The sequence below is a fragment of the Zobellia barbeyronii genome (assembly GCF_018603515.1).
In the GTDB taxonomy this organism is placed as follows: domain Bacteria; phylum Bacteroidota; class Bacteroidia; order Flavobacteriales; family Flavobacteriaceae; genus Zobellia; species Zobellia barbeyronii.
The window spans coordinates 463,800-487,249 of sequence record NZ_JACATN010000003.1 but is presented as its reverse complement, the minus strand read 5'-3'; the positions used below and the strand labels follow the sequence as shown (position 1 = coordinate 487,249).

The following is a 23,450-nucleotide window of genomic DNA, read 5'->3' as shown; positions in this document are numbered from 1 at the left end:
CCTGTGCATGACCGATTTGATTTTGAAGCAATCGGTTTAATAACAATTATTTAGATGGAAGAAAAGAAAGTAGATATAAATTCTATAATCGGTTTTGTACTGATTTTTGGAATATTGATATTTATGTTTTATCAGAATCAGCCCACTCCAGAAGAGCAAGCAGCTGAAAAAGCAAAACAAGAGCAGGTTGTAAAAGAGGAAAGCAAAGAGGTCTTACCATCTGAAAAAGTTGAACAATCTCCAGTAGTTAATCTTCAAGATTCTACTGCAGTTGCTAATTATCAAGGTAAAATAGGTGCTTTTGGTTTCACGCAGCCATCCGATAAGATTACTAAACTAGAGAACGAACTAGTTTCTCTTGAAATTAGTAATAAAGGTGGTCAGATAGTAGAGGCACGTATGAAACAATATCATACGTATGATTCTATTCCTGTGTACTTAGTGCATGATGGAAATGCTTCTTTTGGTGTAAACTTTACTACTTCTGATAATAGAGTTTTAAATACTAAAGATCTTTATTTTGAGCCTTCTTTAACCGAAAATAATGGGAGTAAGGTTCTTTCAATGAAAGCCAAAGCGGGTCCGAACAATTTTTTTGAGTACCGTTATGAAATGAAAGAAGGGGAATACCTTGTAGATTTTACTATACGTTCGCAAGGACTTAGTGGTATTATAGACAGTAGTAGACCTGTAGATTTAGAATGGGACCTAAAAGGTATACGTCACAATAAAAGTGTAGAGTACGAGAACAAATACACGGAGCTGACTTATAGCCATGAAGATGGTAAGATTAGCTACCTATCGCTGGCTAGTGATGATGATGAAAAAGAAGAAGATGTAAAGTGGTTATCGTACAGACAACACTTTTTTAGTTCTATGTTAGTTGGCAAAACTAACTTTAAGACTGCAGAGCTTACTTCTAAGAATTTAGTTGAAGAAGAAAGTAAAGATACCAAATTTACCAAATTGTTTGGTGCAACAATGCCTTTGGAATTAACAGGAGGTGAAGTGGCGCAAAATATGCACTGGTATTATGGTCCTACGGATATAAAGGTATTGAGCCAATATAAAGAGTTGGGTCTTGATGATTCTATTCCTTTTGGATGGGGTATTTTCGGTTGGTTAAACCGTTATTTATTTAATCCTTTCTATTCCTTTTTAAGTTCTGTCTTACCATTTGGTTGGGCTATTGTGGCTATGACCGTTTTGGTTAGATTGGCAATGTCTCCTGTAACTTATAAGTCGTACTTATCTCAAGCTAAAATGAAGGTTCTAAAACCTGAAATAGCAGAATTGGGAGAGAAGTATAAGGATAATGCCATGAAAAAGCAGCAAGAAACTATGAAGCTTTATGGTAAAGCTGGTGTGAGCCCCATGAGTGGCTGTATTCCTGCTGTACTGCAGATGCCTATTTTCTATGCATTGTTCATGTTCTTTCCAACTTCTTTCGCATTGCGTCAGAAACCATTTTTATGGGCAGATGATTTATCATCGTATGATGTTGTTGCTAACTTGCCATTTCATATTCCATATTATGGAGATCACGTAAGTTTATTTCCAATTTTGGCTTCTATCGCTATATTCTTTTATATGACGATGACTACAGGTCAGAATATGCCACAACAACCAGGTATGCCTAATATGAAATTTATCATGTACCTAATGCCTCTAATGATGTTGTTTTTCTTTAACAACTATGCTAGTGGACTTAGTTTGTACTACTTTGTATCTAACATGATTACTATTGGTATTATGTTGGTAATCAAGAATTTTATCTTGGACGACAAGAAAATTCATGCGCAGATACAGGAGAATAAGAAAAAGCCTAAGAAAGAGAATAAGTTCCAGAAAAAGATGCGTGAGATGATGGAGCAGGCTGAAAATCAGAAGAAAATAGACAAGAAATAAAAAGTCTAAATTATATAGAGTTTAATGTAAATAAAAACCCTGACAGATATCTGTCAGGGTTTTTTGCATTAGTTAGGTTGGTTTGGTAAGATTTGGGATTGTAAAGATGCAGATAAACCAAGCTTAAAAAAAAAGAGAGTTGTCAAGTGCTCTTTTTTGTATGCTAACTTGCACAGCTATGTTGTTTGGTAATTATTACTTTCAATAAAGCATTGTGAAATTTGAATTTGTATACAGTAAATACATAATTTAAATTCGTTAAAATGCTTTGCTTATTTCATACGGTTTTACCGTATACTGTTAAAAATCAATTATTTGTTATCAATACAAAAAAAGAAAAAGGCCGCTAAATTTAGCGGCCTTTTGTGTGAGCAATATGTTTTTAATTTATTCTTGCTAGTTACTCGGAATAAGTACAGTATCTATAGCATGAATTATTCCGTTTATAGCTTGAACATCAGCTTTTACAATTGCAATTCCTGTATTTCCGGCTCCATCTGTGATAACAAAAGTTTCATCAGAAGCAGTAAATGTCAACGCATCACCTTGTAATGTTGCAGGAGAAACCAATCCGTCACTTAAATCTCCAGAAACAATATTGGCTTCAGCAATTACATGATGTGTAAGAACCGCAGTTAAGTCTTCCCCGGCAGGCACTTCTGCTAATGCTGCAAAAGCACTATTTACTGGGGCAAAAACTGTAAAAGGGTTATTTTCAGTTGTCGAACTTAAAATAGATACAAAATCAGGTTGTCCTTCTGAAGTAAGAGCTCCAACTAAAGATGAAAAGTTTTCACTGTCAGCAGTAGCAAATGTAACAACAGTAGGTAAGTCAATTACCGTATCTACTGCATGTATGATACCGTTAGTTGTTACCACATCTGCAATAATAACTTTGCTAACACCATTTAATGTTACACCATCGTCAGTGTTTACATATATACTTAAGTTATCACCATCTACGTTTGCAGCTGCTGTATTGGCATAGCTATTACTTAAATCGCCTGCTGCTAAAGCTGCTCCTGCAATTACGTGATTAGCAAGAATGTTGTTCAATTCGTTTTCATTAGGATTTTCAAATGCAGTAAATGCATCGTTAGTAGGAGCGAACACAGTAAACTTCTGTTCGGCATCACTTAGTAAATCGGTAAAAACTGTATTGCCATCCGTTGTTAATGCGCCCACCAATGAAGTAAAAGCGCTATTATAGGTAGCATGATTAACTACATTTGGTAAACCTATTACCTTGTCCACAACATGAATAGTTCCGTTAGAAGCTTCAATATCTGCGGTAGATACAGCAGAACCATTAATAGTTACACCTTCTGTAGTGTTTACATATAAACTTAAGTTTTTTCCATCAACACCAGCTGTGGAAGATGAGCTATAATATGTAGTTTCTAAATCTGCGGCTTTTACGTTGCCACTAACAACATGATTTAATAATACTTGCTTTAAGGTTTCTTGAGGAATGTCGTCTAACGAAGCAAAATTATTTTCAGTTAGAAAAGCTTGAAAAGCAGTATTAGTAGGAGCGAATACAGTAAAAGGACCAGTTCCTTGTAGTGTAGAAACCAAATCAGCTTCGTCAAGGGCTTCTACTAATATGGATAAGTTAGAATCGGTAATAGCGATATCTACAATGTCGGTCTCAGTTTCCATTGGAATTTCTGGTGCATTGTCATCATCACTACATGACACAAAAAAGATAGAAGCTAGGGCTAGGGGTAAAATACCTTTAAAATTGTTGAGAATCATAATACATATATTAATTGTTCATATTTAATGGGTAGAACGGAAAATGGAATCATTCTAGGCCACTTTTCTAATTTAAATCTGTGGCAATTTATAATAAAAATATCATTTTGTTTAACTCTTTTGTAAAAAAGTTGAACACTTTTGGTTTTAAGGAAATGCTAAAATTGTATTTGAAAAGGTACAATCCGTGTTTATTGACTAATTTTGCAATCTTATTATTGAGCATGAAAAAAGTAGTTGTAGGCCTCTCAGGAGGAGTGGATTCAAGTGTGACCGCATACCTTTTAAAAGAGCAAGGGTATGAGGTAATAGGCTTGTTTATGAAGAATTGGCATGATGACTCGGTAACTATTTCGGAAGAGTGCCCGTGGTTAGAAGATAGTAATGATGCTCTAATTGTGGCCGAGAAGTTGGGTATACCTTTCCAGACCGTAGATTTAAGTGTTCAGTATAAAGAACGTATTGTAGATTATATGTTCGCGGAATATGAAAGAGGACGTACCCCTAATCCTGATGTGCTCTGTAATCGCGAAATCAAGTTTGATGTTTTTATGGACATTGCTTTGCAATTGGGTGCAGATTACGTAGCAACGGGTCACTATTGTAGAAAAGGAACGATTAAGAATGATGATGGTTCTGAAACTTATCAGCTTTTAGCGGGTAAGGATGATAACAAGGATCAGTCGTATTTTCTTTGTCAGCTTTCACAGGAGCAATTATCAAAAACGTTGTTCCCAATCGGGCATTTGAATAAACCAGAAGTACGCCAAATTGCTGCAGATAATGATTTAATTACCGCAGATAAAAAGGATTCTCAGGGGCTTTGTTTTATTGGAAAAGTACGTTTGCCTGAATTTCTTCAGCAGAAGTTAAAACCTAAAAAAGGAGTAATTGTTGAGGTCCCTTCTGATGTTTCTCAATATCATAAAGAATTGCCTCAATTTGAAAATAAGCAAGCAGAGTTATCTTTTTACGCTGAAAAACCAGTCTATCATGTTGAAGATGGTAAAGTAGTAGGTGACCACCAGGGAGCTCATTATTTTACCAAAGGGCAACGAAAAGGACTTGATGTAGGAGGTACCAAAGAACCGTTGTTCGTTATTGATACTGATGTTAATGAAAATGTAATCTATACGGGGCAGGGTAAATCGCATCCAGGTTTGTACCGAAGAACGCTTTTTATTACGGATGAGGAGTTGCATTGGGTACGGAGGGATTTAGCGTTGAAGGAAGATGAAACTCTTGAAGTAATGGCACGTATTAGATATCGCCAGTCATTGCAAAAAGCTACTATTTATAAAGTTGCTGGTGGATTGTATGTTGATTTTGAGGAAAAACAATCGGCTATAACGGAAGGTCAGTTTGCTGCATGGTATCTTGGCGATGAACTTATTGGCTCTGGTGTAATTTCCTAATAGGTAGTTTTTCAATATATTCAATCCATGCAAAATAGAATAACAGAGCTCTTCGGAATAAAATATCCTATTGTTCAAGCAGGTATGATATGGACCAGCGGTTGGCGCTTAGCTTCTGCTGTCTCCAATGCAGGAGGCTTGGGATTGATTGGTGCAGGTAGTATGTATCCGCAAGTATTGCGCGAGCATATTCAAAAATGTCAGCAAGCAACCGATAAACCCTTTGGAGTAAACGTACCCATGCTTTATCCTGATTTGGATAAGTTGATGGAAATAATTGTAGAGCTGGGAGTTAAAATTGTTTTTACTTCTGCAGGAAATCCAAAAACATGGACTTCTTATTTACAGGAAAAAGGCATCACGGTAGTTCATGTAGTCAGTAGCTTAAAGTTTGCCCTAAAGTCTCAAGAGGCTGGTGTGGATGCTATAGTTGCGGAAGGTTTTGAAGCTGGAGGACATAATGGACGAGATGAAACTACTACGCTTACTTTAATTCCTGCCGTGAAGGAAAAAGTAACTATTCCTATAATTGCCGCAGGCGGTATAGCAACCGGTGCAGCAATGCTTGCCACAATGATTTTAGGTGCGGATGGAGTGCAAGTAGGTAGTCGTTTTGTGGCTAGTGATGAAGCTTCTTCACATCAGCTATTTAAACAAAAAGTAATAGAATCAGGTGAAGGTGATACCCAACTTGTTTTAAAAGAATTGGCTCCTGTACGGCTTATCAAGAACAAGTTTTATCAAGATATTCAGAATGCATACGCTAATGGTGCTTCAAAAGAAGACTTGATTTCTTTATTGGGAAGAGCTCGTGCCAAGCGAGGTATTTTTGAAGGTGATATGGAAGAGGGTGAGCTTGAGATTGGTCAAGTAGCATCGCTTATTCATACCATTAAGCCAGCAGCAAGTATTGTAAATGATATGATGACAGAATTTGAAGTTGCAAAGAAGAAAGTTGCTTCTTTATAATTTACAAATGATATAAAATAAAAAAGCCCTCCATTATGGAGGGCTTTTTTGTTGGTTTCTGTCTATCCTTCTTTAAGACTAGCAAGATATTCTATCAAATTTCGCAATTCTCTTTTTGAGATCAAACGACCCATTGGCGGCATAGCCGATGGCATATTCTCTCGTTTCTCAATCCGTGATATGGGTATATCCAAAGGCTCTGCCTCAGAAGTTCTTAAGGTAAGTTCCTCGTGAGTTTCGGCCTCAAGAATACCATTTACTACTTGTCCATCTTTCAGGGTAAGTGAAACGCTACCATAACCTGGAGCCAATCTTGCGCTAGGCTCAATAAGTGCTTCAAGGATTTGTTCTCTACTTAAAATATTTCCAATATTTTCCAGAGATGGTCCTACGTCACCACCTGCGCTGCCAATAGCATGGCATCGGGTACACTGGGCAGTTGGATTTTTATTGAAAACATTTCTACCGTCTCTGTAATTTCCGCCTACTAGAGTTTCTTTAAAGGCATCCATAGAGTTACCATTTTCCTTTAAAGGTTTTAGTTGTGCAATTAGGTTTTCATCTTTGGTTGCTTCAACTGCTTCAATAAGGTCTAGGATAACACTTTGCTTTAAGTGCTCTTCGCTAGCTTGTTTTATTAATCCTTCTAAAACTTCGCCACTTTTCTCAACAGGAAGTTCACCTAAAACACTTAACAATTGTTGTTGCTCACGAACTGATCCCTTTTGGAAAATAGGTTTGATGATGTTAGGGAGGTTCTCCTTGGATATGTCCATTTTCGGCATTAGGCTAATAGCTGTGGTACGCACATCTTTATCTCCGTCTTTCATACCATACTGCATGGCAGTTTCAACCTTATCAAAATTTAGTTTTCCTAATGCTTTCAAAACCTCAGACCTTACTTTTGGCGAGTTGTTCTTCTTCATGATAGCAAAAAGAGCATCGTTATGTGTATCGATTCCTAAGTTGGCTAAGGTGTTGGTGATACCTATAATAATGTCAACATCTGTGTCCTCAAGAAAATCTGGAATATCTTTTTCAATTTTCTGTTTTACAACATTAGGGTCTCTTTGTATTTCACCACGAAAACGGCCATCAACTCTATCAAGTACAGATGGTTCTGCCCATGTACCAATAGTGGCTAAAGCTTCACCTCTTAGTATATTAGACCTATTTTTATCTTTGGCAAAAGCGATAAGATTTTCTAATTCTTTATCAGTTCCCACACGAAGTGCTGCATTAATAGCCCTACGCAACAAAGGTTCTGAATTAAATTTTTCTACGGTTAACATATCTGCAAGCGCAGGAAGTGCAGCGTCAATAGACCAATCATCATTAATAGCTCTGGCGGCTTCGGTTACAATATACTCATCCTCGTCTTTTAAAAATTCTGCAACTGCAGGATCTTGAAGTCTACGTAAAACTAGAACTGCGGCTATTCGCAAGCTTCGGTTGGGGTTGTGCGCTAGAGTGGTAATAGATTCAGTTTTGCCAATTCTAGATAACGCTAAAACTGCGGCGTGTCTCAAATAAACATCTTCGTCATTGTTTGCTACGATAAAGTCTAATAAAGGCTCAACGGCAGCTTCGGTTTTAAATCTACCCAAAGCTTGAGCGGCAAAGAATTTTACACGCGAATTGTCATGCTTTAAAAGAGGAATTAATTTTGTTCCTGCATCAATATAATTTGCATCTCCTAAAATTTTAGCGGACTGAGCGATAATCTCAGGGTCGCTATCAGCTAATAGTGCCACAAGTGGCTCCGCTTCCGAAGTATCTTTATCTGCAACCTGACCAATACCCCAAATAGCGTGGATACGTGCAAATTGATTTGCATTATTAGCGGCCACTTCTTTAAGTTCTTGATAGCCTTTAGAGCCATTTTTCACCAACTGAAACTGAGCTTTCTTTCTAATACGCATATCTCCATAAGAAAGTAATTTTACCAACTCATCTGTGGACTGTTCTTTATAGTCCAAGGTCATTAGACGTTCGGTTTCTTTTCGTTCTTTCTCAAGGTCGTTTTTGGAATCGCTTACATCTAGCTTCCATACGCGACCATAGTTTTTAGTACCCCATCCGGTAATCCAATCGGCAACGTACATGGCGCCATCCGGACCAAATTGAATTCCAGTAGGTAGAACACCACTTAAGATACTTTTGTCTGTATTTAGCTCAAAAGAAGCTCCTTTAGGTTTTAAATCAAAAGCCCAAATGTTAGATCGGTCAGGGTTGCCCACAAATTCTACCAAAAAGAACTTGTTGAGCCAATCCTTACCTAAAGCAGTACCAGGGTTAAAAGTCATTCCGGTTGGGCCGTTATGGAAATTTTTAATAGGAGGTACTATGTATGCGGCTTGGCCTTCCCAGCGGGGAGTGAATAGCTTTTCATCCATCCATACTTTATAATCGTTGTTTTTTGGGTCTGTGTATTTACCATACTGCCAGTTAGAACGCCAACCTGAATCGGAACCTTCCACTAAGTGAACAAGTCTTTCGCTTTCTCCTGCATGGTCACCATCATTATCGGAAGAAATAATATTTCCGTAGGCATCAAAAACAAATTCATGGGTGTTTCTTAATCCTCTGGCAAATACTTCAAAATTGCTTCCATTAGGATTGGAACGTACAATAACCCCTTGGTTTGGGTATTTTAAGTTCTGGCCATCAACAGTGGTAAGGTTAGCGCCAATGTCTCCAATACCCCAATATATTTTACCATCAGGACCTTCAATGGCTCCGGACATTCCGTGAGCTGCAAATCCAATATGTACAGCAAATCCATGAGCAATTGATGTTTTTTCGTCTAGAATTAAATCATCATTGGTATCTGTCAAACGCCACATATCTGGGCCTACACCAACAAATACATCATTTTCACGTACTAAAAGTGCTCCGGCAACATCGGTAATTTCTTCATTGAAATCTTCTAGAATTCTGGTTGATTTATCTGCAATTCCGTTATTGTTGCTGTCTTCCAGCATCCAAATTTCATCTTTTTCTACAGTAAGGTCTTTCCAATCGTGACTGCCGTCATCGTTAAGGTCTGGGAGCCATTCGTTTTCTTCGCTCTTTTCGGGAGCAAAAGTATCGTGAAGGAATTTGCGCCTGTCTTCAACGGATTGCAATGAAATGGAAGATGTCATCCAATCTTGATGCCCTCGGATATCAAATTCTGAGTTTTTTTGCCGATTGGTACGTGTGAGGTAAACTTTGCCCTCATCATCAATTTGCATGGCAATAGGATCTGGGGCTAAAGAATCTGAAGCCCATAGCGTCAATTCTAAGCCATCTGCAATTTTAGGGCTTATTCCTTCTCGTATTTCTTGAGCTCTACTTACTTCCGTAAGGGAGTCTTCTACAATAACCAACGGGGTTTCCTTTGGTTTTTTAGGCTTGGACTCGCAAGCGCAAAATAGTGTGGTGAGAAGCGATAACGCTAATAAACGGGTGAGTTTGGTTTTGTTTGTCATTGTTGTTTTGTATTCATTGGTAAGTAGCCAATAAAAATAGGCAATTCTGAATACAGTAAACGACAAGCTTTTAATCTTTTTGTTGTGCGGATATGGCCCTTACTATAATCATTGCTTTGTCCTTTTCGTCCTCACGCACATGAATGTCCAACTCGCCATTAATATTGGCAGCAAACCCTGCTAGACGGGCAGATTCAGAGGCGTCCTTGATAATTGGACTAATACCAACTTCGTTTAATTTTTCTTCTATACGTTGAGCTGTAAAGCGGTTTCCTGAGTAAATTTTAACTTCATTTGATTTCATAACTTCATTTTTATAACAATATAAAGTTAGCGTGTTATTACATGTGGAAGACCTCATAAAACGTTAATTTTTGATCCTATAAATCTGATGAGAGAAAATAATTTCTAGTTTTCAGAATAGGTCAGAACACTTACTGTAACTAATAGTTGACCTACATGGCGCTGGCTGTGTTCTGCGGCATGAAATAGAAGACCCAAAGTTGTTGACGGAAGTTTTTTTCTTCCTACCGTACGCTCTTCTTTTAAAGTATTTTCTGTTAGGTTTTTAAAAAACGATAATGCTTGTTCGGTTTTATTTTGAAAGTTGATGATAAGGTCTTTTGTATGGAGTTGTTCATTCGGCTTTCCTTCTTGAGAGAGGTAGTTGAATTGCAATTCTGATAGGTTTTCAGATTTAGAATAAGTCATCATGCGGTCTAGCACTCCGGTAATATGCTGTAAGTGAAACCCAACTGAAGCTCTTCCAGCAATTTTGGTCCATAATTTGTCCTCCGGAAAATCAAGCAAATAGCGCTCTATTTCCTCCGAAGATTGTAATAGAGCATGTGCAGCAGGTTGCAATAGCAATGGAATTTCTGGAATAGGTCCGCGGAGCCAGACTTCAGGTTTAGGGTCTTGCATGGGTTTTGTCCTAGTTTAATGACTGTGGTTGTAATGTTCCTTTAAAATATCCTGGCCAAAATCATTGGTTAAATCGCGAACTACGGTATGCACGTGGTTGGCATTGTTTTGTGTGTTATCATACTCAATTAAAATGGTAGGCCCTTGAATATGATAATAATGTCCTTGGCCAGGCTTTAAGCTGCCTGCCCAAGCAAAAGAAAGCTTATTGAAATCTGCTTCTTCAATTTTAGTTTTGAGCGATTTTGAAAATTCAGCTTTGTAGTTATTTAAATAGAGATTCAAGAGTTTTTGAAAGATTGCTTTTTGTTCTTCTGATAGATCAGAAAATAGAATTCCGTTGGGTTCTAAGTTAGATACGGTTCTGTTGTTTTTTGTAAATATTTCATAAGGGGCCTCATTAGAAAATACCGCTTTGGTAAGTTGTTCTTTAGAGAGCGAGTTCAGAAGTTCAAAACCTATTTCAGTCTCTTTTTTTAGCACTTGTTTTCCTTGTGATTTTCCACTAGGAACTACACCGGGATTAGAGCCTATAAAAGAAGGTGTGGCAGATATCATAGTATCTTCTGAGGCAATGAAATTTAAAGACACATGATGGCCTTCAAAACGCCAGCCCCAAAATTCTCCTGCAGCGGGTTTGCCAAAAATAGAAAAGTGATAGTTTAGGGCGTCTCTCATAGGAGTTCCATCTGGCATCTTCTTTTTGTTATTTTCTAGAACAGCTAATATATTTTCTAGCGCCATGATTTCTGATGCTTTACGGAAACCTTCTTGGCTAAGAGAGGCTTTTAATAAGTTGGTTGCAGCTTCTTTTTGCTTCTCATTAAAATTATTAAAAGTTGGTCCTTTTCTTTGGATCGGCACATAATTAAAATTGAAACGTTCATCATCGTTAAGTTGGAACTGAGCTTCTTTTAGAAGACCTGCATCCATAGTACTGAGAAAATCTTGGGCTAGAGTATGTAATTCTTGAGTGTGACCTATTGCAAAAAATAAAATGCAGAAAGGTAATAATAACAGTTCTTTAAGTCTCATTACTTTAGTTTCTTATAGCGTAGAGTACTAGTAAGCATTAAATGTAATAAACTGTTGCTAAATTAACTAGCTATAAGATCACCAACCACAATTGACCTCAGTATAAAAAAGAGTACTTCTAAATAATAGATTTGATGGTTAATTAACAGGAATAGAAATCCTGCAATTAATATACGCTGTAGCTTAAGAGGTTTAAAGAAGGTTTACGCATAAGATTTAGTTCTTCTGAATATCCAGACTTCGTAAAAGTGCGTAATAAAGTTTCAAAATTAGTACCGTCGGTAATTAATTTAAGCTGGTATTCTTCGCATTTAATAATAACCTGAGTCTCGGAAATTTTATATTCTGATGGGTAGACCTTAAATAAACGAGCAACGCGGCTTGGTATGCCCATTTTTATTAGAATATGCATTGGAGAAAGATAGAAGGTATCTATAGTTTCTTTGCCCCTAACTAAACTAATAGACTCTATTTCATTCTTTAATAGAGGGATTATACTTTCATGATTATTAAAGTTACCCGCTACCATAATCCCCTTTGGTGAAATTTCTAAATCACATCTGGTCTGAGATAAAAGTAAATCTGTTTTGTAGTCTTTGTTCTTAAAATCTACAAGACGAAATCTATATTTTGGCTTGGACCGTAAAAAATTGAAAAATGTCGGGGACGTTTTAGCAACTAAAGGAGATGTTCTCTTCATTCCTGTTCTCTTAGGTTTGGTTCGTAAATAGATTTTAAAGGGGCGGTATGTTTGCATACCTACTGGGGACTGCAATTTACAGAATTATGACGAAATTTTTGGGCGGTTAAACGAGGATAGAGCTAAAAATGGGGGTTATTAAACCCACATTTTATTGCCTATCACTTGTGACTATTAGGGTTGCGAATTGATTATAAAATCATTTTAAAGTTATCAACATGGACGTTGGTGATAACTTGTTAACAACTTTTTTCGACTTTATTCGTTGTGGTAGAAAATTGTGTTTACAGAATATAGTTAAAGAAGTCCCCGAGCCTTGATTTCTAGGTACTTATTGATGGTATTCATGGTTAAGTTCTCTGGCTTGGTTAAGATGGTCTGAATACCATATTTCTGAAGTTCTTTCTGCATTAAACGTTTTTCTAGCGTAAATTTTTCAGCTATTGTTTTGTGGTAGATGGTTTGAATGTCATGGGCATCTTTAGAAATTAGAGTGTCCAATTCTGTGTTCTCAAAGAATATGACCACCAGCACATGCTTTTTGGCAATTGCACTTAAGAAAGGAAGCTGTCTTTTTAAAGCAGATATATGTTCAAAGTTGGTATAGAGTAGAAGTAAACTTCTTTGGTTTACGTTCCTTTTTATATGGGCATAGAGCATGCCATAATCTGCATCGGTAAACTGGGTATTAATATTATAAAGCTTTTCTAAAATGGTATTTAAATGGGTAATTTTTTGAATGGCGGGAACAAAGGATTCAATTTTTTTAGAGAATGCAATCATGCCCGTTTTGTCGTTTCGTTTTAAGGCGACATTAGAAAAAGCCAAAGCGGAATTAATGGCGTAATCCAATAATTTAAGTCCGTTAAAAGGCATTTTCATTACACGGCCTGTATCAATAATAGAATAAATAGGCTGTGAGCGTTCATCTTGGTATTGGTTAACCATTAATTGGTTCTGTTTGGCAGTAGCCTTCCAGTTAACAGTCCTAAAATCATCTCCTTGAACATATTCTTTTATCTGTTCAAATTCTTGGGTGTGTCCAATACGACGTATTTTTTTAAGACCTATTTGGGTAAGTTTATTATTGATAGCTAAAAAATCGTACTGCTGCATTTGGATGATGCTCGGGTACACCGGGACCATCTGGTCTTTCTGAAAAACGAACTTTCTTATAATTATTTTTAAAGGTGATGAGGCAAAAACATTTAAGTTTCCAAAAACATATTCTCCACGGTCAACAGGTCTAACCGTGTATTTAAATTCTTTCTTTTCTCCTTTTGATAAACTGATTTTATGTTCAAAATCGCGCTTTTGAAATTGAGCGGGTAGCTCATCAATAATTGAAACCTGTGTCAGGAATGTATAGTGACTTTCAAACTTTATTAAAATAGGATTTAAATCACTATTGGATAATTTTTTTGGTAATATCCTGGATGCTTTTATACCTGTTTTAGCGGTATATAATAAATACGCATCAAATAAGAAGAGCGCAATTAAAAGTAAGCTCAGAAGCCATGCAATAGGGTAGAGCACGGGTATCCAATAGCTGAGTATAAAGCTAGCTGATAGTATAGCTATATACCTAAAGAAAACGTTGTGTATGTAGAACGATTTTAAAAATTGCATTCTTATCTCGGGATTTCTACCGACTCTGTTATCATTTGGATTACGCTTTCTGTGGTCATGCCCTCCATCTCACGTTCAGGAGTTAAAATTACCCTGTGGTTAAGAACTGGTACCAATGTTTTTTTAATGTCTTCTGGGGTAACAAAATCTCGTCCACTAATTGCAGCAAAGGCTTTTGCAGCATTTAATGTGGCAATGGAAGCTCTAGGGGAACCTCCCAAATAAAGATGCGGATGGTTTCTTGTTTTTGAAATAATCTCTGCAATGTATTTTATAATCTTCTCTTCAACGATAACTTCTTGAATGTTCGCTTTAAAACCAGCTAATTGTTCCGGTGTCAATACCCCGTTTATAAGTTCTTTTACTATAGCGCCTTTGCGTTCATGGTGAGTCTTAATAATTAAAACTTCTTCCTCTAGTGAAGGGTATTCCACTTTAATTTTAAATAAGAATCGGTCTAGTTGCGCTTCGGGTAGGGCATAAGTCCCTTCTTGGTCAATAGGGTTTTGTGTAGCCAATACCATAAACGGTGCTTTCATTTTATAGGTGGTTCCGTCCATAGTTACTTGGCGTTCCTCCATGGTTTCGAACATGGCCGCCTGTGTCTTTGCTGGAGCCCTGTTTATTTCATCAATCAGAATAATATTAGAAAAAATAGGACCTTTTTTATATTCAAATTCAGACGTCTTTACGTTAAAAATGGAAGTACCAAGGATATCGCTAGGCATTAAATCCGGTGTAAACTGAATTCGACTAAAATCTGTCTTCAATGTTTTTGCAAAAAGTTTTGCGGTAATAGTTTTGGCTATACCAGGCACACCTTCAATAAGTACATGTCCATCAACTAATAGAGAGACAATGAGAAGTTCTATGAAATTCTCTTGTCCTATGATGACTTTTGAAAGTTCTCTTTTTATTCCATCAACGGCATTCTTTAAATCTTCTAACGGAATACGATTGTTGAAGTTGAGTTCTTCATTTTGCATCTCATTATTTTCCATGTGATTTCTTTTTAAAATTTTCTATGGCCGAATTCAGTTTTTGCAACTCAATGTCGGTCAAATTATCTTTTGCTTCCAATTGTTCTAAAAGTGAAAAAAGTGCTTTTATTTCTTCCTTACTATGATTGCTGCGCATAGCTAAATTGGTATAGAACGAATCATCTCTTTTTAGGGTGCTCATGTAAAAACGGGAACGGATGTATTCTAAGAAATGAGCAATTTTATGTTCGGTAATTTGTTTTCTTTCACCTTTTTCAAAATACATATCTGCAATGGTACGGGTAAATGCCAGTGTCTGATTTTTAAGTGGAATAATCACCGGTATGGCCCTTTGCTTGCGCTTTCCTTCAAAAAAGACATAAATAACCACGCCAATCAAAGCAAGATAATAGGCCCATTTGAACTCCTTGGTATTTAGAAAGACATACATAGGTGAAGTGTAAACGGCTTTTCCGCTTTTATGGTGGTTATCCATATAAATGGTGCGGGAGTCGTCTAAATAAGACAGGACCCCTGCAGTATACTGCTTATTGTTATCTTTTAAAATGAAATAATTTGTAAATGCTTTAGGGAAAGTACTTAGAATGATCTCTCCTTTGCCAAATGACCTTTTGATTACGTTGTTTACTTCTTCATCCTTCTTTTTGTTCTTCTCTATATTGGCTACAGTTCCCAAAATAGTCATAGAATCTGTTCCGTATTTCATAAAATACGTTACATAATCTTCTTTCTTGAAAACGTAACCGTCTTCTGAATCTAGCAAGGGGTTAACCAATCTATGTTTATGGGACCGTATGTTTTCTAACCCGCTAAAAAGAGTAGCGGTATTTAGTTTAAGAGTGTCCAGAAGTTTCTCTTCATAATTTTCTGAAGCAATAAAAAGGGTATTTCCCTTATCTACCCAATCTAAAAGAGAAAGTAGTTCTGCATCACCAAAATTAATATTATCGTTTAAGAAAAAATAAGTTCCTGATGCTTCTTCATTAGCTTTTAGAAACTCAAAAGGCGTAATGTTTACTTGTTTTATTTTTTTATCGAAAAGATGTTCCATAACATCGTTTAAGACAAAAGTGCCATAGGGTATCTTATGTTTGGCCACGTAGGAATTGGTCCAGTTTATTTCTTTGGGCCGGTTGTATTGCATAACCATCAACAATGCTACAGTAGCTACGGCTATGATTATATATTTTAGTCCTTTCTTATCCATTTGTGCGTATGATTTTTTCTATGGATAGAAAGGTTTTCTTTGCTTTTGAATACTCTATTTCTGTGATATGGAAATCTCCATACCAAGTAAAATCATATAAACGAGTTATGTTGATGAATGGATTTTGGAGCTCTGTCTTTGAAATTTCTTTTATATAATCGTCATTCGTTTTTTGTGATTCCCAAGAAATGAGTTCTTTCTCACTAAGTAGTTTTAGAACTTGCAAATAAGAATAACGAACCGCTAAACGGAAGTCGTTTTTAGCAAGTGCTTTTTGAATGAGGTCTTGAATGTTTTCATTTTTTATAATATGTTCTTCTTCGGATAATGAAACTAGAGCCTTATTACTTTTGGCCTGTCGTAGAGCACTGGCGTTAATGTTCAGAAAAAATCGAATAAGAATATAAATGAGGATGCCTAAAAGTAAATACGGTGCCAGACGTAAGAATGTAGCCAAAATACCTGATGCCTCTTCTACTCCAAAAATACCTTCTAAAATGCGTAAGATTAAATTGCTTAAATAACTTTTAAAGTCATCCCACCAAGTGCGCTCGGCTTCTATAACCTCATATTTAAAAGCATTGTCTTCGTAAAATTTGCTTAGATCAGAGTCGCTTATAGTTTTCGTTTTAAGCGCAACCGTATCATAGGCAATCCCTAAAGAGTCTTTCTGTGCAGTTAAAAACCCCGCGCAACATAGGCTTAGCCATAAGAAGAAATGCAGTTTCCGCATATTTATTCGTCGGTTCCTCCAAGATTTTTTATGCGTTCGTAAGTACCTGTAAAGTTCTTCTTTTCGTTTAAATCAAAATAAATTAAAACGCTGGCAACAACAGATATAATATTCAGTAGAAATTGGGCAAGCGTACTAATAATACCTAACACAATAGAAATAGGGTCTGCTACCGTAAAATTCTCAGCGTCTATTTCTCCAGAGAGGATTCCCATTTTGGCATAGGTATAAATAGTAGCTGGTAAGGCAAAAGCATAACTGGAAACCATTACGATGATGCCTACCACAAAAAGAGAAGCAAAAGTTATCCACCAATACTCCTTGACTAAACTAAAACTAGCACTAAAAGCATCCGAAACACTCTTACCGTCAAAAGCCAAAATACTAAATGATAGCACAAGTGGAACATATAGATAAATACCTGGAATAATACAGAAAAGAAAACCACAACCTACGCAGATGGCTACTAAAAAACCTAGACCTATAAACTTCCAGAATGAGCCATATACATTTTGTTTGATTTCAATAAAATCTATGTTACCATTATGTTTTATGTAAGATTTAATATAAAATAAGGTAGTGGCCTGTGACATAACATAGGTAGTTACGGTAGCAATTATAAATACCAGAACTACTATAAAAGTTGCAAAACCATTTATTATTGAGGTTGAACCGGTCATGGTAAGGTTCATCATATCCCCTATTTGGAACATATAAAAGCCGTAACTAATAAGCATAACTGCCAAGTAGGGCGCTATTATCTTAAAAAATACGCCAAAAAATGATTTGAATTCGTTGCGTAAAAAGCCAAAGGTGTCGGATAGGATCTGGCTCATTTCCCGTTGTTTCTTAAACTCTATAAACTGTTTCATGGGGTTGGTCTTTTGTTGAGTCGTTTAGGATATATAACGTAGTAAAAAAGAATTAGTGCCAGAGAGGCTAAAATAATGAGAATGGCCAATGCGTCCGGCATTTCTGTATGACGGGTAACAAAACCTTCTAAGAAGCCGGCAATAATAAAAAAGGGTACCGTACTGAGCATAATTTTCAAACCGTTTTGAACGCCTCTTTTAAAAGATTCTAATCTGGTGTACGTGCCTGGAAATAGAATGCCATTGGCAAGTACGAGTCCTGCGCAACCAGCAATTATAATAACAGCTATTTCTATGGTACCGTGAATCCATATGGTTCTTACAGATTCCCAAAGCAAACCTTTGTCGTAAAAGAAGTATTGGAAGCTACCAAGCATTATTCCATTCTGCATCATGACAAATAATGTTCCTATGCCCAATAAAATGCCATATGCGAATGCCATTAATGCTACACGAATATTGTTAATGGTAATGCCTAAGAACATATTGAATTCTCCCATCTGTTTATAAACGGCCATGGGGTCTCCTTTTTCAATATTTTCTAGGGTCATATTTACATAACTATCACCTAAAATTGAGCGAACAAACGTACCTTCGTTAGCGGCTGAAAAAGCACCTACTAAGCTAAAGAAAAAGAATACAAGAAAGGCAATCAGCAATTCACGTTGGTGATGGTAGAACATCGTTGGGAATTCCGTTTTCCAGAATTCCAGAATACGGTTCTTGGGTTCTCGCTTGGTTTTGTAGATTTTTTGGTGGGCTTGTGAGGCTAAGGTGTTGAGATAAAACTCCGTATTGCTGCCTGCGTAAAAGGTCTTGGCGTAGCTAAGATGGTCCGTGATTTCAATATAGAGATCGGACAATTTATCAGGGGTCAAAGCCGTTTTATTCGACAGGGCATTTTCAAAAGTAGCCCATTTGTCTTTATTTTGCTTTACAAAGGCGGCCTCGCGCATCAACTCTTGGTTTATACCAAAGAAACGAAACTATGGAACAATTTCAAATAGAAACAGCCCAAAATATAACCATTAACCAGCATACAGCCCATCTAGGAGACCGCATGTTGGCCTATCTCATGGATAGTTTAATCATCCTTGCCTATACCATACTAATGATTATAGGGTTACTGTCTTTAGATATAGAATTTGGGGATATGTGGGCACTTTATATGCTTATTAGCTTACCGGCCTTTTTATATTATGTGTTGCTAGAAACTTTTATGGATGGGCAAACCGTAGGTAAAACCGTAATGAAGATTAGGGTGGTGAAATTAGATGGTTCAAAACCGGGTTTCTCTAGTTACTTTGTAAGATGGATTTTACGTATTATAGATGTTGTTCTTACTACTGGAGGCGTTGCTGTACTAACTATTTTAATTCGTGGTAACGGCCAGCGGGTAGGAGATATCGCCGCGGGAACAACTGTAATCAGCGAAAAAAAACGTATTTCTTTAAAAGATACCTTATTACGAGATCTTCCGGAAGATTATAAACCACAATTCCCGCAGGTAACAGTTTTTAAAGACCGCGAAATGCAGACCATAAAAGAATTTTACGATGCCGCAAAACGCAACGGAAACCACAATGTAATTGTATCTTTGAGCGATCAAATCAAAAAAGTTACAAGCATCACTTCGGAAATGAATCCTATTGATTTTGTAGACAGGATAATTAAGGATTATAGCTATTACACGCAACAACTTTAATTACTGTAATTTGATAAGAAAGGTAGCGTAGCCAAGCGTAATTGTAAAACACACTCAAAATAGTTCTTAGCGCATGTTTTATTTTTTAATTGATATTCTAGGTACTATAGCATTTGCTATCTCAGGGGTACTGGTAGCAATGGATAAAAAACTGGATTTGTTCGGGATTTTTATAATTTCATTCGTCACTGCGGTGGGTGGTGGTACATTACGTGATATGCTTATTGGTAATACGCCAGTACTATGGATGCGCGAACCCATTTACATAACAGTAATTGCAGGGTCGGTTATCTTTTCCGTAATTTTTGTAAAGCAGTTAAAATATTTGCGAAGAACCCTATTTCTTTTCGATACTATTGGTATTGGTCTTTTTACCATGCTGGGTATAGAAAAAGGCTTAGCGGCAGATTTGTTGCCTGTAATGTGTATTGCCTTAGGTACAATTACAGCATGTTTTGGGGGAGTTATTCGTGATATGCTTTGTAACGAGATTCCAGTAATTTTTAGAAGAAAAGAAATTTATGCTACGGCCTGTATTATGGGCGGTATTAGTTATTTTATACTGGTGCTTTTGCCTTTTGACGCCGCTTATGCATATGTTGGAGCCATTATGATAATTATTATTACCCGTCTATTGGCTGTTAAGTTTGGCATAGCCTTACCTAATGTTTATAGAAAAATAGAGAGTTAGACTTTCTATCTATTCTACTACTTCAGCGTTTTGGATGTATATATTCTGTGAAGGCCAATCGCCCTCACCAATTTCTACGCTGTTTATTTTATCCACAACATCCATACCTTCAATAACTTTTCCAAAAGGGGTGAAATCACCATCTAAATGATATGATCCCGGTTTTGTTACCACAATGAAAAACTCAAAAGGTGATGCCAACATATGTGGATTGTTAATTTCACTACTGGGCATAGATATTACACCTCTATGGTGTTTATGCCCTTTTCTAGTATCTGGAGGGAGTAAATAGCGACCTATTTCACTTCGTTTTCTTCCGGTTTTTACGTCATCGGAATTTCCACCCTGAATGATAAAGTTCTTCACTATCCGGTGAAATTGGGTGTCTTTAAAATAACCTTTACGGGTTAAGTAAATAAAATTGGCCTTGTGATAAGGAACATTATCAAACAACTGAATGGTAAAGCTTCCCAATCGGGTGGTGATTTTTACTTTATCAACTTTAAGGTCTTTTTGGTATTGAAAGAAAAAGTCGATGGCATTTTCTTCGGTCAGGACAAATTCCTTTTCTTTCTTTATTTCGGTTGAATCTATTTGAACAGAATCTTTTTTTGCTTCGACTTCTACTGTAGACTTTTGCTTTTCTTTAGGACTTTCGCCACAGGAAGCCAGAAAAATAAGTGGTAATATTGTTAGTATAATTGAATTTCTGATTGTCATGAATTTTGATGATTTCTCTATTCGAATCCCAAAAATAAAGAATCTGCCTTTACCCGGTGAGGCTTCGCATTTAAAAATGGCTCCTCAATTTAGGTTAGAGGAGTTACAAGATGCTCGTAAAAAGCCTCAAATAACTAAAAAAGCTGCTGTTATGGCCCTTTTTTACCCAGATGAGGCCAATTTAACACGTTTATTGCTCATTTTACGAAAGAGCCATCCTAAGGATGTGCACTCCAATCAGATTGGTTTTCCAGGAGGGCAAGTAGAAGCAGAAGATATTAATATGATGGCCACGGCACTTAGGGAAACTCATGAAGAAGTAGGTGTAGAGCCAAATAGCGTAAAGATCATTAAATCTTTAACGGAGATTTATATTCCACCAAGTAATTTTGATGTGCACCCGTTTATGGGGCTTTACAATGGCGCGGAGCCTTTTTTACTTCAAGAGACTGAAGTAGAAGAACTAGTTGAGGTTCCTTTGATGGATTTTATGGATGACGCTAACATTTTTACAGAAGAAATGACTACTTCTTACGCTTCAAATGTACCCGTACCTGCCTTTAAATTAAATGGTTATACCGTTTGGGGAGCAACAGGAATGATGCTTAGTGAAATCAAGGCCTTGTTACAACAGGTTTTATAGGGGTAAATTCGTATTTTTGCTTTCTATGGGAATATTTAAGGAAAATCCTTTCGGACATATCTTGTTTCTAAAAAAGTGGCTTATCCGTCTTATTGGGTTAGTTACGCATTCTAGGTATAAGCGATTTAACAGTCTAGAAATAGAGGGTTCGGATATTATCCGGGCACTTCCGGAAAGGAATGTACTTTTTGTAAGCAACCACCAGACATACTTTGCAGATGTTGTTGCCATGTTTCACGTGTTCAATGCAAGTCTTAAAGGGCGTGATAATAATATTAAAAATGTAGGTTATATCTGGAATCCTAAGGTAAACATGTATTATGTTGCAGCAGCGGAAACCATGAAAAAGAGTATTCTGACTAAAATATTTGCTTACGCAGGTTCAGTAAGTGTAGAACGAACTTGGCGTGCAGAAGGAAAGGACATTAACCGACAAGTGAAAATGAGCGATATTTCAAGTATCGGGACGGCACTAAAAGATGGTTGGGTAATTACTTTTCCGCAAGGGACAACTACACCGTGGAAGCCGCTTAGAAAGGGTACTGCACACATTATTAAAAAATACAAGCCAGTTGTAGTTCCTGTGGTTATTGATGGTTTTAGACGTTCTTTTGATAAAAAGGGACTTCGTATTAAGAAGAAAGGTATTCTTCAATCCATAGTAATTAAAGAGCCTCTAGATATAGACTATGAAAACGAATCCTTTGATTCTATCATAGAAAAGTTAGAATATGCTATTGAGCAACACCCATCTTTCTTAAAGGTGATTTCTAAAAAGGACCTATTGGCTTACGAAGAAGAGAATGAATTAAGAAGATACCGGAATAGACATAAAATCTAGACTTCTAACTTTCTTAGTTCTTTATAATTCTTTTTCAACTTACGAAGGAGTAGACCATATAGTAGAAAGTAGACTCCTCCAAAGAAAGCTATCATAACAACACCTAAAATAGCCATAGATACCATTAGAGTTGTTTTTAGTTTTTCTGGCGAAACCGAGTTAGAATCACCTGCCATTTCTGTAAAATTATCCATGAAACTATCATTTAGGTAAATACCTATAATGACTATTGCTATGAATACAAGTATGGTGGATAATGAAAATATCACGTAGTACTTTACAGTTCTTCTTGTTCTAATGATTTTGCGCATAAGGCCTTTGGCGCTATCCAGTACGGATATTTCTTTGTATCGTCTGTAGAATTGGTAAATGAAGTAAAAAATTACTAAGTAATAAATAACGGTCATACCTAAAAAGTACTTGTCTACGATAGTATTTTCGTAGATGCTCATACTTTGTCTAAAGGAGGGTATTAAATAGAGAAGGTTAGGTAACGCAATTTCAAGAATACTGATAATTAGTATCCACTTGACTATGGATGATGATTTCTTCCATGTCATTTTATGTATATCGTTATAGGTCAATTTAGGAAGTTGATCTCCCTTCTTTTGCCAGTCTTTCTTTAAAAGGTCTAATTCGTCCATAATATCATCTCCTTAAGGATTCAATACGGTTCTTAATTTTTTCTTGATACGATTCATCTTCACGCGCGCATTTACTTCGCTAATACCAAGTGTTTCACTTATTTCGCGGTAATCTTTATCCTCCAGATATAAAAATACTAGTGCTTTATCTATATCGCCCAGTTGTTTTACAGCCTTGTACATGAGCTTTAATTGCTCTTCTTGAGTAGCATCATATTCGTCGGCTTTAATTTTAAAAATTACCGATTCATAGTCTTGCGTCTGAACACGTCTTTTAGATTTTCTGTATAACGTAATTGCTGTATTCAGTGCCACACGATACATCCAAGTGCTAAATTTAGACTCTCCCCTAAATTTGGGGTAGGCTTTCCATAGTTGTATCGTAATTTCTTGAAACAGGTCGTTATGCGAATCTCTATCGTTGGTATACAATGTACAGACCTTGTGAACAATGTTTTGATTGCTCTCAAGTTCCGTCACAAATTGATGTTCCAGTTCGTTATTCACTCCAGTTGGTAGGTTGTTAGACTATAGGTAGCCTAAAAGGATTAATTGTTACACATAAATTTATATGTGGTGAGT

General features: G+C 36.6%; 22 protein-coding genes. 7 read left to right on the top strand and 15 right to left on the bottom strand.

What is annotated here, in order from left to right; all coding sequences use genetic code 11:
• Window positions 1–54: 54 nt before the first annotated feature.
• A complete protein-coding gene (yidC, locus tag HW347_RS10620; RefSeq protein WP_214611853.1) occupies window positions 55–1,908 on the top strand; it encodes a membrane protein insertase YidC in 1,854 nt (617 codons plus the stop codon).
• Window positions 1,909–2,304: 396 nt separating this feature from the next.
• Here the strand turns inward: yidC and HW347_RS10615 are convergent, their stop codons facing one another.
• Window positions 2,305–3,666 carry a fasciclin domain-containing protein gene (locus HW347_RS10615; RefSeq protein WP_214611852.1) on the bottom strand — a complete coding sequence of 454 codons (1,362 nt, stop codon included), beginning with the start codon at window positions 3,664–3,666 and terminating at the stop codon, window positions 2,305–2,307.
• Between the two features lie 224 nt (window positions 3,667–3,890).
• Between HW347_RS10615 and mnmA the strand changes: the two genes are divergently transcribed.
• Together mnmA and HW347_RS10605 are read left to right on the top strand one after the other, a co-directional pair.
• Window positions 3,891–5,081, top strand: coding sequence for a tRNA 2-thiouridine(34) synthase MnmA (gene mnmA / locus HW347_RS10610; protein ID WP_214611851.1), 1,191 nt, complete (start codon window positions 3,891–3,893; stop codon window positions 5,079–5,081).
• Between the two features lie 27 nt (window positions 5,082–5,108).
• A complete protein-coding gene (locus HW347_RS10605) occupies window positions 5,109–6,050 on the top strand; it encodes an NAD(P)H-dependent flavin oxidoreductase (protein WP_214611850.1) in 942 nt (313 codons plus the stop codon).
• A 62-nt stretch (window positions 6,051–6,112) separates the two neighbouring features.
• Here HW347_RS10605 and HW347_RS10600 read toward each other — a convergent pair whose 3' ends face one another.
• From HW347_RS10600 to HW347_RS10550, 11 genes are all read right to left on the bottom strand, one after another.
• Complete coding sequence (locus HW347_RS10600; protein WP_214611849.1) at window positions 6,113–9,523, bottom strand: HEAT repeat domain-containing protein; 3,411 nt, start codon at window positions 9,521–9,523, stop codon at window positions 6,113–6,115.
• 70 nt (window positions 9,524–9,593) lie between these two features.
• Complete coding sequence (locus HW347_RS10595; RefSeq protein WP_214611848.1) at window positions 9,594–9,827, bottom strand: putative signal transducing protein; 234 nt, start codon at window positions 9,825–9,827, stop codon at window positions 9,594–9,596.
• A 104-nt stretch (window positions 9,828–9,931) separates the two neighbouring features.
• A complete protein-coding gene (locus HW347_RS10590) occupies window positions 9,932–10,447 on the bottom strand; it encodes a DinB family protein (RefSeq protein ID WP_214611847.1) in 516 nt (171 codons plus the stop codon).
• A gap of 15 nt (window positions 10,448–10,462) precedes the next feature.
• Window positions 10,463–11,482 (bottom strand): DUF3500 domain-containing protein, encoded by a 1,020-nt coding sequence (locus HW347_RS10585; RefSeq protein WP_214611846.1) that lies wholly within the window; start codon window positions 11,480–11,482, stop codon window positions 10,463–10,465.
• Window positions 11,483–11,648: 166 nt separating this feature from the next.
• Window positions 11,649–12,182 (bottom strand): hypothetical protein, encoded by a 534-nt coding sequence (locus tag HW347_RS10580; protein WP_214611845.1) that lies wholly within the window; start codon window positions 12,180–12,182, stop codon window positions 11,649–11,651.
• A 297-nt stretch (window positions 12,183–12,479) separates the two neighbouring features.
• Entirely contained in the window at window positions 12,480–13,811 is a 1,332-nt protein-coding gene (locus HW347_RS10575) for a DUF58 domain-containing protein (protein ID WP_214611844.1), read from the bottom strand.
• A 2-nt stretch (window positions 13,812–13,813) separates the two neighbouring features.
• A complete protein-coding gene (locus HW347_RS10570; RefSeq protein WP_214611843.1) occupies window positions 13,814–14,812 on the bottom strand; it encodes an AAA family ATPase in 999 nt (332 codons plus the stop codon).
• The gene (locus HW347_RS10565; protein WP_214611842.1) at window positions 14,802–16,019 is read right to left on the bottom strand and encodes a DUF4350 domain-containing protein; all 1,218 of its coding nucleotides are present in this window, start codon (window positions 16,017–16,019) and stop codon (window positions 14,802–14,804) included. The genes HW347_RS10570 and HW347_RS10565 overlap by 11 nt, the downstream gene beginning before the upstream one ends.
• Window positions 16,012–16,752 (bottom strand): DUF4129 domain-containing protein, encoded by a 741-nt coding sequence (locus HW347_RS10560; protein ID WP_214611841.1) that lies wholly within the window; start codon window positions 16,750–16,752, stop codon window positions 16,012–16,014. The genes HW347_RS10565 and HW347_RS10560 overlap by 8 nt, the downstream gene beginning before the upstream one ends.
• Before the next feature lie 2 nt (window positions 16,753–16,754).
• The gene (locus tag HW347_RS10555) at window positions 16,755–17,624 is read right to left on the bottom strand and encodes a hypothetical protein (protein ID WP_214611840.1); all 870 of its coding nucleotides are present in this window, start codon (window positions 17,622–17,624) and stop codon (window positions 16,755–16,757) included.
• Entirely contained in the window at window positions 17,621–18,580 is a 960-nt protein-coding gene (locus tag HW347_RS10550; RefSeq protein WP_155597412.1) for a stage II sporulation protein M, read from the bottom strand. The genes HW347_RS10555 and HW347_RS10550 overlap by 4 nt, the downstream gene beginning before the upstream one ends.
• A 32-nt stretch (window positions 18,581–18,612) precedes the next feature.
• On the opposite strand from HW347_RS10550, the gene HW347_RS10545 reads away from it, so the two are divergent.
• Both HW347_RS10545 and HW347_RS10540 read left to right on the top strand, forming a co-directional pair.
• Complete coding sequence (locus tag HW347_RS10545) at window positions 18,613–19,329, top strand: RDD family protein (RefSeq protein ID WP_214611839.1); 717 nt, start codon at window positions 18,613–18,615, stop codon at window positions 19,327–19,329.
• Between the two features lie 73 nt (window positions 19,330–19,402).
• Window positions 19,403–20,020: a trimeric intracellular cation channel family protein gene (locus HW347_RS10540; protein ID WP_214611838.1), complete on the top strand. Its 618-nt coding sequence runs from the start codon at window positions 19,403–19,405 to the stop codon at window positions 20,018–20,020.
• Window positions 20,021–20,029: 9 nt separating this feature from the next.
• On the opposite strand, the gene HW347_RS10535 is transcribed toward HW347_RS10540, so the two are convergent.
• A complete protein-coding gene (locus tag HW347_RS10535) occupies window positions 20,030–20,740 on the bottom strand; it encodes a peptidylprolyl isomerase (RefSeq protein ID WP_214611837.1) in 711 nt (236 codons plus the stop codon).
• Here HW347_RS10535 and HW347_RS10530 point away from each other — a divergent pair.
• Both HW347_RS10530 and HW347_RS10525 read left to right on the top strand, forming a co-directional pair.
• The gene (locus HW347_RS10530; RefSeq protein ID WP_155597408.1) at window positions 20,739–21,383 is read left to right on the top strand and encodes an NUDIX hydrolase; all 645 of its coding nucleotides are present in this window, start codon (window positions 20,739–20,741) and stop codon (window positions 21,381–21,383) included. The two genes, HW347_RS10535 and HW347_RS10530, sit on opposite strands and share 2 nt — an antisense overlap.
• 25 nt (window positions 21,384–21,408) lie before the next feature.
• The gene (locus tag HW347_RS10525; protein ID WP_214611836.1) at window positions 21,409–22,224 is read left to right on the top strand and encodes a lysophospholipid acyltransferase family protein; all 816 of its coding nucleotides are present in this window, start codon (window positions 21,409–21,411) and stop codon (window positions 22,222–22,224) included.
• On the opposite strand, the gene HW347_RS10520 is transcribed toward HW347_RS10525, so the two are convergent.
• Complete coding sequence (locus HW347_RS10520; RefSeq protein WP_214611835.1) at window positions 22,221–22,868, bottom strand: hypothetical protein; 648 nt, start codon at window positions 22,866–22,868, stop codon at window positions 22,221–22,223. The two genes, HW347_RS10525 and HW347_RS10520, sit on opposite strands and share 4 nt — an antisense overlap.
• Window positions 22,869–22,880: 12 nt before the next feature.
• Window positions 22,881–23,375: an RNA polymerase sigma factor gene (locus tag HW347_RS10515; RefSeq protein ID WP_162524545.1), complete on the bottom strand. Its 495-nt coding sequence runs from the start codon at window positions 23,373–23,375 to the stop codon at window positions 22,881–22,883.
• Window positions 23,376–23,450 lie beyond the last annotated feature (75 nt).

Coding starts and splice junctions, on each gene's coding strand:
- yidC (WP_214611853.1), top strand. CDS start 55: ATGGAAGAAAAGAAAGTAGATATAAATTCTATAATCGGTTTTGTACTG.
- HW347_RS10615 (WP_214611852.1), bottom strand. CDS start 3,666: ATGATTCTCAACAATTTTAAAGGTATTTTACCCCTAGCCCTAGCTTCT.
- mnmA (WP_214611851.1), top strand. CDS start 3,891: ATGAAAAAAGTAGTTGTAGGCCTCTCAGGAGGAGTGGATTCAAGTGTG.
- HW347_RS10605 (WP_214611850.1), top strand. CDS start 5,109: ATGCAAAATAGAATAACAGAGCTCTTCGGAATAAAATATCCTATTGTT.
- HW347_RS10600 (WP_214611849.1), bottom strand. CDS start 9,523: ATGACAAACAAAACCAAACTCACCCGTTTATTAGCGTTATCGCTTCTC.
- HW347_RS10595 (WP_214611848.1), bottom strand. CDS start 9,827: ATGAAATCAAATGAAGTTAAAATTTACTCAGGAAACCGCTTTACAGCT.
- HW347_RS10590 (WP_214611847.1), bottom strand. CDS start 10,447: ATGCAAGACCCTAAACCTGAAGTCTGGCTCCGCGGACCTATTCCAGAA.
- HW347_RS10585 (WP_214611846.1), bottom strand. CDS start 11,482: ATGAGACTTAAAGAACTGTTATTATTACCTTTCTGCATTTTATTTTTT.
- HW347_RS10580 (WP_214611845.1), bottom strand. CDS start 12,182: ATGAAGAGAACATCTCCTTTAGTTGCTAAAACGTCCCCGACATTTTTC.
- HW347_RS10575 (WP_214611844.1), bottom strand. CDS start 13,811: ATGCAATTTTTAAAATCGTTCTACATACACAACGTTTTCTTTAGGTAT.
- HW347_RS10570 (WP_214611843.1), bottom strand. CDS start 14,812: ATGGAAAATAATGAGATGCAAAATGAAGAACTCAACTTCAACAATCGT.
- HW347_RS10565 (WP_214611842.1), bottom strand. CDS start 16,019: ATGGATAAGAAAGGACTAAAATATATAATCATAGCCGTAGCTACTGTA.
- HW347_RS10560 (WP_214611841.1), bottom strand. CDS start 16,752: ATGCGGAAACTGCATTTCTTCTTATGGCTAAGCCTATGTTGCGCGGGG.
- HW347_RS10555 (WP_214611840.1), bottom strand. CDS start 17,624: ATGAAACAGTTTATAGAGTTTAAGAAACAACGGGAAATGAGCCAGATC.
- HW347_RS10550 (WP_155597412.1), bottom strand. CDS start 18,580: ATGCGCGAGGCCGCCTTTGTAAAGCAAAATAAAGACAAATGGGCTACT.
- HW347_RS10545 (WP_214611839.1), top strand. CDS start 18,613: ATGGAACAATTTCAAATAGAAACAGCCCAAAATATAACCATTAACCAG.
- HW347_RS10540 (WP_214611838.1), top strand. CDS start 19,403: ATGTTTTATTTTTTAATTGATATTCTAGGTACTATAGCATTTGCTATC.
- HW347_RS10530 (WP_155597408.1), top strand. CDS start 20,739: ATGAATTTTGATGATTTCTCTATTCGAATCCCAAAAATAAAGAATCTG.
- HW347_RS10535 (WP_214611837.1), bottom strand. CDS start 20,740: ATGACAATCAGAAATTCAATTATACTAACAATATTACCACTTATTTTT.
- HW347_RS10525 (WP_214611836.1), top strand. CDS start 21,409: ATGGGAATATTTAAGGAAAATCCTTTCGGACATATCTTGTTTCTAAAA.
- HW347_RS10520 (WP_214611835.1), bottom strand. CDS start 22,868: ATGGACGAATTAGACCTTTTAAAGAAAGACTGGCAAAAGAAGGGAGAT.